Origin of the sequence: Picosynechococcus sp. PCC 7003, from assembly GCF_001693255.1 — a bacterium.
Classification (GTDB): domain Bacteria; phylum Cyanobacteriota; class Cyanobacteriia; order Cyanobacteriales; family MRBY01; genus MRBY01.
The window spans coordinates 929,742-945,764 of the sequence record NZ_CP016474.1 but is presented as its reverse complement, the minus strand read 5'-3'; the positions used below and the strand labels follow the sequence as shown (position 1 = coordinate 945,764).

Annotated in this window: 14 protein-coding genes and 1 pseudogene; 2 read left to right on the top strand and 13 right to left on the bottom strand. The window is 46.9% G+C overall.

What is annotated here, in order from left to right:
• The 11 genes and pseudogenes from AWQ21_RS04565 to AWQ21_RS16020 all read right to left on the bottom strand — a co-directional run bounded on the left by AWQ21_RS04565 (position 1) and on the right by AWQ21_RS16020 (position 10,267).
• Positions 1-1,296: an FHA domain-containing protein gene (locus AWQ21_RS04565; RefSeq protein WP_065713508.1), complete on the bottom strand. Its 1,296-nt coding sequence runs from the start codon at positions 1,294-1,296 to the stop codon at positions 1-3.
• A gap of 144 nt (positions 1,297-1,440) precedes the next feature.
• Positions 1,441-1,560, bottom strand: coding sequence for a UPF0175 family protein (locus tag AWQ21_RS16470; RefSeq protein ID WP_232315116.1), 120 nt, complete (start codon positions 1,558-1,560; stop codon positions 1,441-1,443).
• A 177-nt stretch (positions 1,561-1,737) separates the two neighbouring features.
• Positions 1,738-2,532 carry a hypothetical protein gene (locus AWQ21_RS04555; protein WP_065713507.1) on the bottom strand — a complete coding sequence of 265 codons (795 nt, stop codon included), beginning with the start codon at positions 2,530-2,532 and terminating at the stop codon, positions 1,738-1,740.
• A complete protein-coding gene (locus tag AWQ21_RS04550) occupies positions 2,533-2,916 on the bottom strand; it encodes a hypothetical protein (protein ID WP_083997964.1) in 384 nt (127 codons plus the stop codon).
• Positions 2,891-3,862 (bottom strand): hypothetical protein, encoded by a 972-nt coding sequence (locus tag AWQ21_RS16025; RefSeq protein ID WP_083997963.1) that lies wholly within the window; start codon positions 3,860-3,862, stop codon positions 2,891-2,893. The genes AWQ21_RS04550 and AWQ21_RS16025 overlap by 26 nt, the downstream gene beginning before the upstream one ends.
• Positions 3,863-3,955: 93 nt before the next feature.
• Entirely contained in the window at positions 3,956-4,105 is a 150-nt protein-coding gene (locus tag AWQ21_RS16160; RefSeq protein ID WP_157094695.1) for a hypothetical protein, read from the bottom strand.
• 34 nt (positions 4,106-4,139) lie between these two features.
• On the bottom strand, positions 4,140-4,382 hold the full coding sequence (locus AWQ21_RS04540; protein WP_065713506.1) for a type II toxin-antitoxin system RelB/DinJ family antitoxin: 243 nt from the start codon (positions 4,380-4,382) through the stop codon (positions 4,140-4,142).
• Positions 4,383-4,433: 51 nt separating this feature from the next.
• Positions 4,434-4,820 carry a type II toxin-antitoxin system VapC family toxin gene (locus AWQ21_RS04535; protein WP_065713505.1) on the bottom strand — a complete coding sequence of 129 codons (387 nt, stop codon included), beginning with the start codon at positions 4,818-4,820 and terminating at the stop codon, positions 4,434-4,436.
• A complete protein-coding gene (locus AWQ21_RS04530) occupies positions 4,817-5,044 on the bottom strand; it encodes a type II toxin-antitoxin system Phd/YefM family antitoxin (protein WP_065713504.1) in 228 nt (75 codons plus the stop codon). Before AWQ21_RS04530 ends, AWQ21_RS04535 begins: the two co-directional genes overlap by 4 nt.
• Positions 5,045-5,141: 97 nt before the next feature.
• Positions 5,142-9,137, bottom strand: a complete 3,996-nt coding sequence (locus AWQ21_RS04525) for a magnesium chelatase subunit H (protein ID WP_065713503.1) — start codon at positions 9,135-9,137, stop codon at positions 5,142-5,144.
• 289 nt (positions 9,138-9,426) lie between these two features.
• Positions 9,427-10,267, bottom strand: a pseudogene (locus tag AWQ21_RS16020) (IS630 family transposase).
• Between the two features lie 132 nt (positions 10,268-10,399).
• Between AWQ21_RS16020 and AWQ21_RS04510 the strand changes: the two are divergent.
• On the top strand, positions 10,400-10,984 hold the full coding sequence (locus AWQ21_RS04510) for a low-complexity tail membrane protein (RefSeq protein WP_065713502.1): 585 nt from the start codon (positions 10,400-10,402) through the stop codon (positions 10,982-10,984).
• Positions 10,985-11,024: 40 nt separating this feature from the next.
• On the opposite strand, the gene AWQ21_RS04505 is transcribed toward AWQ21_RS04510, so the two are convergent.
• Positions 11,025-12,500: a DUF3370 domain-containing protein gene (locus AWQ21_RS04505; protein WP_083997962.1), complete on the bottom strand. Its 1,476-nt coding sequence runs from the start codon at positions 12,498-12,500 to the stop codon at positions 11,025-11,027.
• Between the two features lie 256 nt (positions 12,501-12,756).
• On the opposite strand from AWQ21_RS04505, the gene AWQ21_RS04500 reads away from it, so the two are divergent.
• Entirely contained in the window at positions 12,757-13,848 is a 1,092-nt protein-coding gene (locus AWQ21_RS04500; RefSeq protein ID WP_232315064.1) for an LptF/LptG family permease, read from the top strand.
• Between the two features lie 118 nt (positions 13,849-13,966).
• Here the strand turns inward: AWQ21_RS04500 and tkt are convergent, their stop codons facing one another.
• Complete coding sequence (gene tkt / locus AWQ21_RS04495; RefSeq protein ID WP_065713500.1) at positions 13,967-15,973, bottom strand: transketolase; 2,007 nt, start codon at positions 15,971-15,973, stop codon at positions 13,967-13,969.
• Between the last annotated feature and the right edge of the window lie 50 nt (positions 15,974-16,023).

Genomic DNA, 16,023 nt, shown 5'->3' with positions numbered 1-16,023 from the left:
TTAGCCCATTTCAAAGATGAGACTGACCTTTTCGCCCCGACCAAAATCGAGGCGATCGCCGTTTTGCAGCAGATGTTTTTCCTTGGGTTCCAACAAAACGCCATTGAGGTAAGTGCCGTTGGAACTCCCAACATCCAGGATGTAATATTCAAAACCATTATCACTCCACAAATTCGCGTGGAGCCGGGAAACAACATCACTATTGGGCAACGGCGATAAATCGACTTCCGGCGGATATTGGGGATTCGGCTTCCCGATGTGAACAATGGAAACTTTGGGGATCGCCAGCACCATATCCGTCTGCACATGGCGAAATTGCGGTTGGGGTAACTGTAGAGTCGTCGCCCCGGCATCGGCGGGCGCTGGTTCTGGGGCGGCTGTCCCAGGGAGTAACCCCATCTCTGTTTGTACGTCCTGATAGGCCCGTTTAATCAGGTGGGTCGCCACCGTTTGAATGCCCGTATGGGTAAAGTAATTGGTGGTTTGGTCTAAGAAGGCCGCCACTAGGTCGAGATTATCGTCGGCAAATTCAATAAATCGTCCCAACTGACTAAATACAGCGCCACGGGACACACCAGTTTTCGCAATCCAGCTTTGCATCCAGCCCCGCACGGCCTCGAAATTTTCGCTTAAGAAACCCAGCTTAGAGGCGGTATCTTCCCCTGGTAAACTCGAGCCGAGGACAGTATAGCCAGTATTGCTTTGGACTTCAGTTTGATCCACCTGGCCAATGATGTTGTGGACTTTTTCGAGGAAATCTGGCCCCAGGGGTAACAGGCCATCAACGCAAACGAGGGTTCCCATACGCACTAGGGCGGCACCTCGATAGTTTTCTTGGAGGGCTTGGGCGAGAACTTGGGGATTTGCCTGGGGCAGGCCATTTAGTTTGCAGTAGGCGATCGCCTCAACGGAAATTTTCAGCACGAGATCGATGGTTTGGCTGGTGTCGGCCTTGGGGGTCAATTTACTGAGAAAGCCCAAAAGACCGATTTTTTCACCAATTTTGTCAGCAAGGGCGGCGGTACCGAGGGCAGCATCGGCTCGATCAACGGTTTGGTACAGAAAAACTGCACTTTGGTAACCATTTTTTGGGTCATCGTAGAGGGCGATCGCCTTGTCCCGAATTTGTTGCAATACCTCTGGATTGGTCTCTTGGGTAATTTGACGGATCGCGTCGTCAAATCCCTGAAAATTTATCCATTCCCCTGGAAATAGGGTATCGAGAGCCGTCAAAACTTTTGTGGTGATGTTGTTTTCCGGCAGATTATCAACAAGGGTGACAATGGATTTGGCCATGACGCTCAGCTTCTCCAGGATGGCAGAGGGTTTTGTTGCCCATCGTAGCACCCTATTTGGCGACGGTTTACAGTCGTGAATAAAAGATTATTAAGGTGATCGCCCATCTCTTATTCCAGTAATAATTTTTCGGCGATTTATTTTTTATGCATTGGCTAAATCCGATGAAATTTCATCTTCTGTCAAGTCGATCATCGGTACATTATATTCTTGTAATCGCGTCAAAAACGTGACTCGATCTACACTAATCAGAATTGCCGCCATCTGAAGAAATTCGCTTCTGTTCAAATAGTTTAACTGCCATTGTCTATTTTGCTTCTTCCTCAAATTCACGTTGAGTTTTGCCAACAGCATCAGGGAAATGTTCTGGATAGTGAACGTTAGAGCTAAAGACATAAGAATTAAATTTGGTGATTGACTTTTGATGAAGAAATTTCAATGTCATTCAAGCCACTTTAAAACATCATTGAATTTTGGAGGAATATCAATAACTTTTGATTGTATAGGCTCAATTTTTGTACCAGTCATTTCTTCTAATTCACGAATTTTTCTATCTAAAATTTTTATCAGGCTTCCCGGCTTATCTAATTGAAGAATGTCCTCTTTATCTAAGACAATAATAGGTATTTTAGTTTTACAATAAAAAATGATTTGTTTAAGATATCCATCGCTTGCTTTTCTCAGACGTTGTTCTCTTTCTTCTGGCAATCCAGAAAGTGAATTAATACTAAAAAAAATACCCAGACCTACGGATTTTGAAAAATTATGATCGATTAAACTACATAATCGGGAAAATTGTGAATCATTTATTTTGCCATTAGTTGCTTTTGCCTCTAAAAGTATTCCCTTTGGCAGATCATCTATTCTCAAAATAGAAAAAAGACTTTCCCATTCTGGAGAATTCCCCGAAATCAATAGATCATATTGAGCACTCATTGATTGGTATGCTTTCAGGTTATTGTATCCCTTTAAGCTTCCAAAACTTAAAATGGCGATTTTCTCTAAAAGATATCCTGCATTTTGTTTTTCCTCTGGAGAAGAATACTGACTTTCGAGAAAATTTTTAAATTCTAATAATAGTTCTGTAAGAATTTCATGGGGTTCATAGAAATGCCTATCAAATACTTCTAGTCGGTCTATGCCTTGCTCACTACAAGCTTTTAAGCTTTGATCTAATAATTGATAAGCATCTATTGCATTCTGTATTAGTTGCTGAGAATTTAAATGAATATTCATCTAATTTTTTCTCAATTCTTCAATCAAGCTCTGTTTAAATTTAAACTGTGCAATTACGTCAAACGAGAGCTCGGAGATATCTTCGATTTCTTCATCACAGTTTTCACATACAAAAGGCAATTTAGGTATTCCTAAATGAAATGGAATTGCTTTTATATATTTATCTGGTTCACATAAATGATAAACAAGTAGATATACTTTTGCAAAGTTATATAGCTCACAAGCTAGCAAAAAGGCTAAAGCTTTTTCATAGGTTATAGACAGCTTATTGGTGATTTCATGGGGCATTAAACTATCACGAGATAGAATCATCTTTTCTAGCTCATTTCTTTCATACATGGATAGGAAGTTTAGAGCTTTAACTAATGCTCTGGATTTTTCCATTATTATCCCTTAATTCATTTAGTATAAATTCGAGTACTTTTCTTGCCCCTCCCCACTCTGCATAACATTTAATATGTTGTAGACTATCTTGTCCTTGAGTTGTATTGCCATTCCCAAAGTAAAAATGTGCTCTGATTAATTTTTGATTTTTGTCCAATGATTGAGAATTTGCCATTACTTTTTCTAGAGAAAATTCATAAGATCTTGTTCCCCATTCACGCATTAAAGTTTTTGTAATAGCATCTTCGATTTTAGGTTGAAGTAATAAATCAAGTTGAGGATTTTGAGCTAACAAACAGGATTCCGCTAGTGCTTTGGATAGAGCCGTTAATCCTTTACCTTCTATATCCAGTGCTTTTCCTGTTCGTGCATTTAAAGTTACACCTGAAGATGTTGCTCTTACACCTTCATGAAACCATTTATATTTAGAATCATTTGGCTGATTATATTTTGACCATAAATTTTTTAACACAAAATTATAGAGGTTGATATCTTGCCAATTTCCCATGAATTTTTTTTGTAAAAACTCATAAATATCAGGAATATAATCCCAAAACTCAAACTGGTATCCTCTTTGTTTTTGATCGGCAAGACCTTGAACCGTAAAGCCTCTCCACATTAAAGCAACATAATCAGGAGCAATTTCACATATCACACTCCAACGATAGTTTACATTTTCTGTAGCACTAATTCGATAAGTTCTTAATAGATATTTTTTATCGTCTTTTATTATTGGACCGTACCATCCATCCTGTCCAAATTCATAAAGTAAAATCTTTGGATCTTGTAAGTTTATATCTAATTTTTGACAACTTCCAATCTTAAAACTTATCCAATTACAATCTCTCGTAATATACTCTTTCCAAACCTCGTTTTCACTTATTTCACCTGACTTAATTTTTCTATGAACTAAATTGACCAATTCTTCTTTGCAGGGTAAACGCATCTAAATTCTCAAACCTTTACCAGATAAAGGTTTGAGAATTTAGTGAAAATTACGATCATCTCTGAAAAGCTTGTATAGCCTGCTTTTCGCAAATTAGATGCGTAGCCCCTGTTCTTCTTTGGTCGGAGCTTTAGCTTTGGCAATTTTCGACAAGCTATGACTTGTAAATTCTTGTTTGATAAATTGACGAGTAAATTCTTCACCCTGATAACCATGATCAACAAATGTAAACGACTTACTCATATTTTTTATTTTCCTTAAAATTTCATAGTAGGGTCTAAAGCTTTAGTTTACTAAACATATCCTCGGCATCTTCACAAACAACTAAATCTTCACCCCGATCTGTTGCCGCAAAAGTCGCTAGCGTCTCCTCACTATAATCATCAATCTGGAACGGCAAACCATGATGCTTGGCAATCTGCTCATAAAACAAGGCGATCGCCTCTTCTGGCATCCGCAGTGTAATCGTTGTCATCGGACGATCTTTGTCAAGCCGTTTTTTCAGATCTTCAAACTTCATTTTGATAGGTTACTTCTCAGTAAAGGGGATTTGTACTTTTATTAAATTCGATTACCACAATATTCGTACAGAGTATTGAATAAACTGAAAATCTTGGGTAATAATTGCTATATCTTCAACTAAACTTTGGGCAATAATTAATCTGTCAAAAGGATCTTTATGATAAAAAGACAGTTGACTAAGTTTCTCTAAATGATGTGGATTAATTTGAAAAACTTCCATATCATTACCTTTTACTTCTCGCTCCACCAAATCGATTAAGCTCATGCCTAATTTTAGTTTATTGATACTGACCTTAATCGACAATTCCCAAAGGCTAGCAATACTCAGATAACGTTGATTATTTGGATCCTCAATTAGCTCTCTCGCTGTTGGGCTAAGGCGATCGCTACCATTGATAAACCAGAGGAAAGCATGGGTATCTAAAATCAACTTCACGGTTCATAATCCTCAAAACCTTCAATCGGATCATCAAAATCATCCGACATCCAGATTAAACCCTTTGCGCTGCCGAATTTTGGCTGTGGCTTCTTGAGATTCGTCGGCATTAACTCGAAAGAAGAGCCATCATCACAAAGAATAACGACCTCTTCACCCTGAATAACCTTTTCAATCAATTGCGCAAGGCGATCATTTTTCTCATTTAGTTGAACCGTATACATAGGCTCCTGTTGGATTATTACTTCCTAAACTCGATTATAAGCCAATAAAAAAGGTGGGACGAACCCACCCTCTCTTGATTAAATTTTGGCTGATATCTTAACCGTCAATACCTTCAATACGATCTTCAACTTCTTGATACAACTGTTGTAAACGCTCAAGGTTTTCATCACTGGTTTCCCAATAACCACGACCATTCACTTCGAGTAACGTGCTCACCATCCGACGGAAAGAATTGGGATTCAAATCCATCAGACGCTTACACATTTCCTCATCCTTGATGAAGGTTTCGTTGGTATCTTCGTAAACCCAGTTGTCTACCGCGTCAGCCGTTGCAGACCAGCCCATGGTATTCACCAGACGCTTGGACAGTTCGCGCACACCCTCATAACCGTGGGAGAGCATGCCCTCGTACCACTTGGGATTGAGCAGTTTTGTCCGCGCATCGAGACGTACAGTTTCAGAAAGGGTACGCACCTGAGCGTTGGCGGTAGTGGTATCAGCAATGTAGGCAGCGGGTTTTTTCCCGTCGTCACGGAGGGAGGCGATTACCTTAGTGGGGTCAGAGTCGAAGTAGTGGGATACATCCGTTAAGCTGATTTCCGAGGAATCAAGGTTCTGGAAGGACACATCAGCTTTCTTAAGGGAAGATTCAAACACCTTGCGGTTTTCGTCCATCACGCCGGGGTTATCGGAGTTGAAGGCAAAGGATTTGCGGTTCAGGTACATGTCCTGGAGTTCTTTTTCTTCTTCCCAAGAACTATTTTCCACTGCCAAGTTGACGTTGGAGGAGTAGGAACCGGACGCATTGGAGAAAATGCGAGTCGCGGCTTGACGGATATTGATGCCCATTTCCTCGGCTTGTTCTAGGGCGTGTTTGCGCACATAGTTCATTTCGAGGGGTTCATCGGCTTCGGCGGCCATTTTGACGGCTTGATCCAAAAGGTTCATTTGGTTGATGAACAGATCGCGGAAGACACCGGAACAGTTGACTACGACGTCAATGCGGGGGCGACCGAGTTCTTCGAGGGGAATCAGTTCGAGTTTGTTAACGCGACCGAGGGCATCGGGAACGGGTCTTGCACCGACCATCCACATGATTTGGGCGAGGGATTCGCCGTAGGTCTTAATGTTGTCGGTTCCCCAGAGGACACAGGCGATGGTTTCGGGGTAGTTGCCGCCGTTGTCGAGTTTTTGGCGTTCAATCAGGCGATCGACGACAATTTTTGCGGATTGGACTGCGGCAAGGGTCGGGATTGATTGGGGATCGAGGGCATGGATATTTTTGCCGGTGGGCAATACGTTGGGGTTACGGATGGGATCCCCACCGGGGCCAGGGAGAACGTATTCCCCTTCGAGGGCCTTCAGTAAACCACCGAGTTCTTTGTCGGCACAAACCTGTTCGAGGCAAAATTCTAAATAGTCGAAGAGGGGTTTGAGCAGATCTTGATCGACGTTGGCATAACCTGCCTCGTGCAATGCTTCGACCCATGGGGCTTTTTTGCCCATGTTAAAGAAGTTCAGCTTGGAGACAAGGGATACGCGACCTTCGGCGTTGACCTGTTCCATCACAAGGGCGCGAACGGCGGCACGGCAGGCTTCGGTGATTGCTTGCAGGAGTTCAACATCTTCGAGGATGCCTTTGTCACTGTTGCGATAAACATCCTCCATGTTGCGCCCAATGCTCTTGGCGATGATTGTCGGCAAGCTCCAAATGCCTTCTTCTTCGCGGTCGAGGCTAGCAATATTCACCAAGGTGGCGATCGCCTCTTCAGCGGTGGGGGGTTTACCGATGACATGGAGACCACAGGGCAACAGACGGGATTCAATCTCCATCAACTTGCGGTAGACAATGCCCACCATGTTATCCCGTTCCTCTTGGGACATTTGAGCCGCATCTTTTTCAGGAATCTCAATATCCTTATCGAGGTTGCAGATGCGGGACTGATCCATGATCGTATTCACAATCTGCACACCCCGCGCCCCATCCTTGAGGGTTTGGTAGGAGCCGATCAATTCGCTGAGTTCTTTTAAACCCTTGTACAGACCTGCATTCTCTGCCGGGGGAGTCAGATAGGAAATGGTATTGGCATAACTCCGCCGTTTGGCGATCGTGGCTTCCGAGGGGTTATTGGCGGCGTAGTAATAGATGTTGGGAATATTGCCGATCAGATTATCGGGGTAACAGTCGCCAGACATCCCCATTTGCTTACCAGGCATAAATTCCAGGGAGCCATGGGTACCGAAGTGCAGCACCGCATCTGCGCCCCAAACCCGCTCAAGGTAAGTGTAGTAGGCAGCAAAGCCATGGTGAGGACTAGCGGAACGGGAGAACAACAGGCGCATCGGGTCGCCTTCGTAGCCAAAGGTGGGCTGTACGCCGATGAATAAATTACCAAAATGTTTCCCGTAGATCAGCAGGTTCTGACCGTCACTGTTCAGTTCACCAGGAGGAGTACCCCAATTTTCTTCAAGGCGTTTTGAATAGGGGGTCAGTTCTTCATACTCCGGTACACCCATGCGGTAGGCAATATTCAGCTCAGGGGAAGCGTATTGTGCCTGAGCATCATGGATGATCAGCTCTAACAGCTCTTTGGGGGTTTCGGGAATATCTTGAACGTCGTAGCCGTTGTCCCGTAGACCTTTCATCACCTCATGGATCGAGCCAAAGACATCGAGGTAAGCAGCCGTGCCGATGTTGCCCTTATCGGGGGGGAAACTAAAGATTGTAATGGCAAGCTTTTTCTCTAACTTGGGCTTTTTGCGGAGGTTCGTCCATTTCAACGCACGGGTGGCGATCGCCTCGACGCGATCTTGAAGAGTAATGGCTCGACCCGTTGCCCCGTCACGACCAGACAGAATAATCGGCTCAATCGCCCCATCCAGTTCCGGAATCGCAATTTGGAGCGCCACCTGAATTGGGTGCAGACCGAGATCACTCTCTTCCCACTCTTCTGTGGTTTGGAAGACCAATGGTAGCGCCACCATGTAGGGACGGTTCAACCGCTTCAGGGAATCAATTGCTTTGGGGTGATCCTGCCGCGCCGGGCCACCGACAAGGGCAAAACCAGTTAAGGAAACCACCGTATCTACCAAAGGTAGTTTTTCGACCCCAGCGACCGTGTTATCCCAGAAAAACTCATCCACCGGCTTCGAGAAATCGAGACCCCCAGCGAAAATGGGAATCACCTTCGCGCCGCGATATTCCAACTCCTGGAGCATGGCGACATAGTGGGCATCATCCCCCGTCACAAGGTGCGTCCGCTGCAGCACGAGACCAATACAGGGAGCGAGAGGATCTTTCAGTTCGTCACTAATATCATCGCGGCTGTTGTACCACTGGAGATATTCCTTGGTATCTTCGAACATTTTTGGGGCCAGGGGATGCCAAATGCCCATGTCCGGATAGACCACTGGTTCCGCATAATCGGCCTTATCGAGCTTTTCGCTGCCTTTGAGAATGTACTTGTCTGTCATCATCAACAGGAAGTTTTCCAAGTTATCGGGGGAGCCACCCAGCCAATACTGGAAAGACAGCATGAAGTTGCGGGCATCCTGGGCTTTTTCGACGGGCAGATATTTTAAAACCTTCGGCAAGGTGCGGAGTAGCTTGAGCATGGCATCTTGGAAGGAAGCGCCGGATTTTTCCTTCCGTTTTTTCATAAATTCGCCAATGGCACTCTTGGATTGTCCCAACTGGGCCATGGAGAAGCTACCCATTTTATTGAGGCGCATCACTTCTGGCATGGAGGGGAAAACAATTGCCGCATCTAGGTTATCCCGGTGGGGCGTCACGGCTTCGACGACCTTTTGGGCCAGGTCTTCAATGAAGATCAAAGAGGCAATGAATAAGTTGGCTTGGGCGACTTCCCGCTTGAATTCTTCGTAGTTATCGGGGTCACGCAGCTCTTCAATCAGATAACCACTAATTTCAACCGCAATCTTGGGGTGGTTCGCGTTAATCGCTTTTACCGCAGCAGAGAGGGCACTCTGGTACTGGGACTCCAACACGACATAGACCACCTTCACTAACGTGCGATTATTGATGTCATCTGGTTTGATGTGGCGAATGGCGGACTTGACGTTAGTGAACATAAATGGTGAGTCTCCTTTACTTGGACAAGTAGATGGATATTAAAAATTTATAACTATTCTTCTGCTCATCATCACATTATATGGAGCAGACGCTGCTGTCTGATAGCGAGCTAGCTGAAGGCACTTAAAGAGTTTTAGCAAAAAATACTGGTTGGCCTAGGAAAGGTTGGCTATTCTGACACAATTTGATAAACCAAACTTAATTTTTTGTTATATTCCTTGACATTTGTGATGCCTGTTGGAGAAAAGCCAATTGGTTATATAGTTAATTCGAATAAGTTCTAGAGGATTAAGGGTCATCGCAATAATCTCTAATAAGCTGGTCAAGACTGGTTCCCTCCGGCAAATATTCCCTTCTCTTCTTGAGAGCAGCAAAATCATGTTCTATTTTGTTGAAATCTGGGGAGTACTTTGGCAGAAACTTGACGATGTGACCCTTCTGGTCGGCGAGTTCCCTTATCCTGCTTTTGCGGTGAATTGGAGCATTATCCATGACTAATATTGAGTTCTCCTTCAGCTGCGGCATCAACCAATGGGATAACCATGTCTCAAAACAGATGGCATTCACGCTTCCTGTGACCAACATCGGGGCAATCATCTTGCCCTCTTGTCGAGCGGCCAACAGATTCTCTCGCTTTTCGCGTTTTCCTGTCCTCTCTCCAAATAATTTCTGACCTCTGGGTGCCCATCCATGTCTTCGATGCACGCGGTTATCGAAACCTGATTCATCGATAAAGGCTAATTTCTCTGCTCCTACCCTTTGGAGTAACTCTCGTAGTTCTCTGAGATATTGTTGCCGTTCTCGATGGTTACGCTCTCGATATTTTTGCTGTTTTTTTTCTCGTTATCTTCATCTGTTTGAGGGCATAATGCATTGAACTTGTGGTCACCCCAAAGTGCTTGGCTCTATCGAGCAGTCTTGCTTCTGGATACTGCCTGACATGCTCGGCGACTGCTTGCCAGTCGAGCTTACGACGACGACGATTCACTACTGTTGGTTTCAGGTCGGGACGCTTGAGCCAACTATAGACTGTCGCTTCTGAAACTTCATAGCGTCTTGCAGCCTCTGCTTTGCTGCCGCCAGAGCGGACAAAGTTCACCACTCTTGTTCTGAGGTCTAAGCTATACATCTTTTTCCTCCATTCTTTATTCGAATTTACTATACTTCTGGTGCCTAGGGCCACTTTACTTTCAGGGGTCACCATGGGATATTCAGGGCATTGTGCTGTTGTTCGTTCAAGTTTTTTTGGGGCGGCGGAAAAATGTTGTTTGAGCCTTATTTTTGGTTACATGTTGCGGGCTTGGCCTTACTGCCTCTGATTTGGTCTTTGTTGGCGATCGCCTTGGCGATTGGCATCCCATTTCCCGTGGCCAATGTTGAATTGGGCTTAATTGTGCTCCTGGGCGGAGTGCCGGTGTGGCTGCTGCAAATCCTCCGGCCCTGGCAACCCTTTAGCCTCTTTGTGTTTCAAATTCCGCCAGAACGCCTCGATGAACGGCAACGGCAAATTTTACGACTAGTGCAGGGAACCCGGCAGCCGATTTTAAATGTCCTGGGGGCGATCGCCATGGTGATTTTGTTGTGGCAAGTAGCCCATTATGCGCCCCTCGCGGTGGGACTGACAGCAGGACTCCCCCAGTGGCATATTTTGGGCTTATTCGCCGCGATCCTGCTGTTCTTCTTCGGCAATATTTTGCTACAAATTCCCCTGACCCTCTTGCCAGCACTCTTAATTTCTGAAACAACTGCCCAGGCTATTGATCCCCACCCAACTGTCAGTATCCGGCGAGATTTTGCCTGTTGGGGCCTACCTTTGGGGCAACTGTTCCCCCCAAGACGTTCCTAGGGCGATCGCTCCATTATTTTGAGTTTAATTTTGAGAATCTTTAACGATCCTCTGGGGCAAGGGTTCTCACGGTAATCACCTGGGGAGGTGTTGCATCGGGGGGATAGAAAAAGTCAATTTCTGCGGTACGACTTGCGCCGGGGGGAATTTCCAGGGTGGCAAGGGGTTCTGAGCGTTGGCCTCGATGTTGCACTAGGTGGATGTAGCGGGTGATCTGCCGCCGGTATTCGTTGGGATAGTTGATACGGACGGTGCCTCGATAAAAAACACGGTTGGGGGGCGATGCAAAAAAGGAGAGGCGATCGCTATGGAGATCATCTTTGATGGGCGTTTGAAACGTTAGCGATGTCCATTGATATTCATCGCTCGTATTTTCGAGGGGAAAAGTCAGTTTGTAATGGACTAAATAATTACCATGGCCCTGGAGTGCGGTATCGGGATAACGGGTGAGCATGGGGGCGCTTTGCACTTGGTTAGTGCCAAAAGTGCCGGTGCTGGTGGTGCTAATGGGGAAAGAAATCGCTTCGCCGGCAGCGGGGATTGCTAAACTCTCTGCCCCTGGATCGGTGACGGTTGCCTCCCACTGGCTACCCACAGAAATGCCTGCAACCCGTCCATAAATAATGCGGCCCGGATCTTTACTGGGCACCGGGGGGAGATCCCGGGGTTCGACGAGTTGGCCTTGGGTGAGGAGCGATCGCCATTCATCGAGGCTGGGGGGACGGGAGCGAAAGGCTTTACCCTCAACGATACTGCCATTATTGTCAATGCGGCTGGTGGCTATTTCTTCGCGGACTTCATATTTCGCTAAATTGGCCAAATAAACGCTGCCATCCGTTTCCACTTGTAAATAGGTAGAGCGGGCACCGCTGACCGGAATGGGGAGATTCGCCAAAATCACGGTGCTATAGGGGGGAATACGGACAATCTCTGGAAATTGCGCTTGGCTTTTGCCCCGGAGGGTATCGCTCACGAGTCGGGATCCGGGGCCGGAATAGACAAAACCTTGGGGATCTTCAACAAAGGGTAATAACTCGCGGAAGGGGGCATCTTCACTATTGAGGTAACTAATGCCTTGGAGAATTTTGAGGGTGCGGGGGCTGCCAGTGGGGTTATTCACCAACAGGCCTTGGTATAGGGTGCGTTGCTCCGTGGCGGGACGGGAAATGTGGTGGGTAAAAATATCAAAGCGTCCTTCGAGGGGGGTTTCGAGGTGGGCGATCGCCTGGGTTTTTCCCGCCTTCGGGAAAGTGGATAATAAAATGCCTTCCTGGGCAATGACCTCAGGGCTGTTGCTGTTAAAGACCGGAATTTCATTCAAGCTCCCCGGCAAAGGACGCACCTCTTGGGGTTCCGTGACGATGGCCGCTGGCGATCGCCCCACAGAAGACCCTTGCTCTTCCCCTGGTGTGGGCGCTTGGTGCGGGAGCAACTCTTCCTTCGACCTGTTCTCTTGGGCCACCAATAAAGGGGCAGATTCCTGGGCAATGAGCAAAGAAGCAAACAGGTCAAACATGGACTCTATCAAAAAAAGTAAATTTAGAATAAACCAAAGTGCAATGGCACTGAATCATTATCGGGGCCCGAAGTTCCCGACGCGCAGCGATAAATCAGCGGCAAAGGGGCGCAAGTTCAGCCAAAACCGCAACTTGTTTGGCATGATGGGCTAGGGATTTTAATTGCTAAATCGTTGCTAAAATTTGCTGCTCCAATCAGACTAGACCACAATGTTGAGAATTTTAAGGGTATTTTCACTATTAGATCGCTACATTATGGCGCAACTTGTGGGGCCTTTCCTGTTTGGGTTAGGAATTTTCACGAGTTTGGGCCTCACCATCGGTGTTCTCTTCGAGGTAATGCGCAATGTGGTCGCCAATGAAATCACCTGGGCGATCGCCTTCCAAATCCTCGCCCTCCGTCTCCCAGAATTTCTCGTCCTCGGTCTTCCCATGGCCACTCTGTTAGGAACCCTCACCGCCTACAGTAGTTTGTCTTCTTTTAGTGAAATTATCGCCTTACGCAGCGTCGGTTTGCCCCCCTTGCGGTTAATGATCCCCGGTCTTCTCCTGGGGTTACTCATTACGGGTATCACCTTTGGCTTCAACGACTGGATTGTCCCCCAGACCACCAAACAGGCCAGTACCATTGCCAACATTGCCAAGGGAGAAGAAACCATTGACTACCAAGAAAAAAATATTATCTACCCCGAATATCAACGGGTGCAAACGGCCACTGGTAACCGCGAAATCCTCAAAACCCTCTTTTATGCCGAGACCTTCGATGGCACCCAAATGAACAATCTCACCATCCTCGATCGCGCCGCCGTCGATACCCAAAGAATTATCACCGCCGCCGCCGCCCAGTGGAACGCTAATGAACAGGGTTGGCTGGTGCGGGATGGCAGCATTTATCAAATTGGGGCTAATGGTTCCTTTAGTGATATTGAGCAGTTTGAAAGCAGTTTTTTGAGCCTATCTGATGCTCCTTTGATCCTCGCGACCCGCTGTCAACGCCCCAATGAAATGACCCTCCAAGTGATTGATGTTTGTTTAGAAAGTCTCAAGTTAAGTCGCAACGAAAGGCGGATCCGGACGCTCCAGGTGAGAAAGCAAGAAAAATTTTCTGTCCCCTTCGTTTGCATTGTCTTTGCAATGGTCGGATCGGCCATCGGCCTGCGCCCGCAAAATTCCAGCCGAGCCACCAGTGTAGGCCTATCAGTAGCCATTGTCTTTGCTTACTATCTGATTTCTGTGATTTCCAGTTCCATGGGAGTCTGGGGAACCATTACACCGTTTATGGGGACTTGGTTTCCTAATCTCTTGGGGTTAGTGGCCGCAGGGACGATCCTTTGGCGGACAGGCTAGTTCTCTCAGACCATGCTTATTTCGCGTCAATATTGTCACAAAAAAAGAGGCAGGGAATAAAAACCTACCTCCAAAGCGTTTTACTGAAAATGGTCAGTCTATGACCGGACTAAAGGTTTTAACCCAGTACTGTCTCGGCTGTTTTTACAACGTTATCAACGGTAAAACCAAATTTCTCCATGACGACACCACCAGGGGCGGAAGCACCATAGGTATCAATGCCGATCACAGCGCCTTCGAAACCAACGTACTTGTACCAGCTCATGGTGGCACCAGCCTCTACAGCAACCCGTTTGGTCACAGCTTTCGGCAGCACGGACTCTTGGTAGGCGGCATCTTGCTCTTCGAAGCGTTCCACACAGGGCATGGAAACAACACGGACATTCTTACCGCTGGCTCGGAGTGCTTTCGCTGCTTCGACACAGAGGTGAACTTCACTACCTGTACCAATCAAAATCAGATCAGGGGTGCCTTCGCTATCGGAGAGGACATAGCCACCTTTTGCGGCATTTTCAATGGAGCTGCCTTCGAGGTTAGGTAAACCTTGGCGAGTGAGGGCCAATAGGGTCGGCGTTGTTGCACTTTCAACGGCCACTTTATAGGCACCGGAGGTTTCGTTGGTATCTGCCGGACGGTAAACATAGAGGTTCGGCATCGCCCGCAGAGAAGCAACGTGCTCGATGGGTTGGTGGGTGGGGCCATCTTCACCGAGAGCAATGGAATCGTGGGTCATCACCCAAATTACCCGTGCTTCGGACAGGGCAGATAAACGGATCGAGTTCCGCATGTAGTCGGAGAACACAAGGAAAGTCGCGCCATAGGGCAGTAAGCCAGTGCCGTGGAGGGCAATGCCGTTACAGATTGCGCCCATGGCATGTTCCCGAACGCCGAAGTGGACGTTACGGTTTTCGTAGGCGCCTTTCTGGAAATCGCCGGAAACGTGGATTTCTGTCAAGTTAGAGTGGGTCAAGTCCGCAGAACCCCCAATCAATTCGGGCAATCCTGGGGCGATCGCATTGAGGGTGATTTCGGAGTGCTTACGGGTCGCAAGGCCTTTATCAGCAGGTGTGGCGGTAGGTAGAGCATCAGCCCAGTTTGCGGGGGGCTTACCAGAAAGAATCCGCTCTAATTCTGCGGCTTCTTCAGCATATTTAGTTTTGTAGGTGGCCCACACTTGGTTCCACTCTGCTTCGGCGCTGGCACCCCGTTCAACGGCTTTACGGAAATGGTTGAGGGCATCTTCGGGAACCTCGAAGGGGGCGTAGGGCCAATCAAGGGCTTTGCGGGTTAGTTCAATTTCATCGCCACCTAATGCGGCACCATGTACACCAGCGGTATCGGCTTTGTTGGGGGAACCGTAACCAATCGTCGTTGTAATTTTAATCAGAGAGGGCTTGTCGGTTACTGCCTTGGCCGCTTCAATGGCTTTGGCGATCGCCTCAATATCATTGTTGCCATCCTCTACATGGAGAACATGCCAACCATAGGACTCATAACGCTTACAGACATCTTCGGTGAAGGCAATGTCCGTGGAGCCGTCGATGGAAATGTGGTTGTCGTCATAGAGGGCGATTAATTTGCCGAGACCCCAGTGACCCGCGATGGAAGCCGCTTCCCCAGAGATCCCTTCCATGTTGCAACCATCACCCATGATCACATAGGTATAGTGGTCGAAGAGAGTAGCATCAGATTTGTTAAAGCGAGCAGCTAGGTGTGCTTCCGCCAGGGCGAGGCCGACAGCATTAGCGATCCCTTGGCCGAGGGGGCCAGTAGTGACTTCTACACCAGGGGTCTCGAAGTTCTCAGGGTGACCGGGAGTCTTCGATTTCCACTGACGAAATTGCTTAATGTCTTCGAGGGAAACACTGTCATAGCCCGCTAAGTACATCAAGGCATACTGCAGCATTGAACCGTGACCTGCCGACAGGACAAAGCGATCGCGGTTGACCCATTTCGGATTTTTGGGGTTGAACCGCATGAATTTGTCCCAGAGGGTGTAGGCCATGGGAGCAGCGCCCATCGGTAAACCGGGGTGACCAGATTTTGCCTTCTCGACGCCATCAATTGCCAAAAAGCGAATTGCATTAATACAAAGCTGATCTATGGATTGGGTTGCAACGGTCATAGTGAAAATTTCTGACAGTAAACGACAAATAAAGAAAAACTATAGGGAGT

Excerpts from the sequence above, each read along its gene's own strand:
- AWQ21_RS04540 (WP_065713506.1), bottom strand. The coding sequence starts at position 4,382 with ATGAAGTTTGAAGATCTGAAAAAACGGCTTGACAAAGATCGTCCGATG.
- AWQ21_RS04500 (WP_232315064.1), top strand. The coding sequence starts at position 12,757 with ATGGCGCAACTTGTGGGGCCTTTCCTGTTTGGGTTAGGAATTTTCACG.
- AWQ21_RS16160 (WP_157094695.1), bottom strand. The coding sequence starts at position 4,105 with ATGAGTAAGTCGTTTACATTTGTTGATCATGGTTATCAGGGTGAAGAA.
- AWQ21_RS16470 (WP_232315116.1), bottom strand. The coding sequence starts at position 1,560 with ATGGCGGCAATTCTGATTAGTGTAGATCGAGTCACGTTTTTGACGCGA.
- AWQ21_RS16025 (WP_083997963.1), bottom strand. The coding sequence starts at position 3,862 with ATGCGTTTACCCTGCAAAGAAGAATTGGTCAATTTAGTTCATAGAAAA.
- tkt (WP_065713500.1), bottom strand. The coding sequence starts at position 15,973 with ATGACCGTTGCAACCCAATCCATAGATCAGCTTTGTATTAATGCAATT.
- AWQ21_RS04525 (WP_065713503.1), bottom strand. The coding sequence starts at position 9,137 with ATGTTCACTAACGTCAAGTCCGCCATTCGCCACATCAAACCAGATGAC.
- AWQ21_RS04555 (WP_065713507.1), bottom strand. The coding sequence starts at position 2,532 with ATGAATATTCATTTAAATTCTCAGCAACTAATACAGAATGCAATAGAT.
- AWQ21_RS04510 (WP_065713502.1), top strand. The coding sequence starts at position 10,400 with ATGTTGTTTGAGCCTTATTTTTGGTTACATGTTGCGGGCTTGGCCTTA.
- AWQ21_RS04530 (WP_065713504.1), bottom strand. The coding sequence starts at position 5,044 with ATGTATACGGTTCAACTAAATGAGAAAAATGATCGCCTTGCGCAATTG.
- AWQ21_RS04565 (WP_065713508.1), bottom strand. The coding sequence starts at position 1,296 with ATGGCCAAATCCATTGTCACCCTTGTTGATAATCTGCCGGAAAACAAC.
- AWQ21_RS04505 (WP_083997962.1), bottom strand. The coding sequence starts at position 12,500 with ATGTTTGACCTGTTTGCTTCTTTGCTCATTGCCCAGGAATCTGCCCCT.
- AWQ21_RS04550 (WP_083997964.1), bottom strand. The coding sequence starts at position 2,916 with ATGGAAAAATCCAGAGCATTAGTTAAAGCTCTAAACTTCCTATCCATG.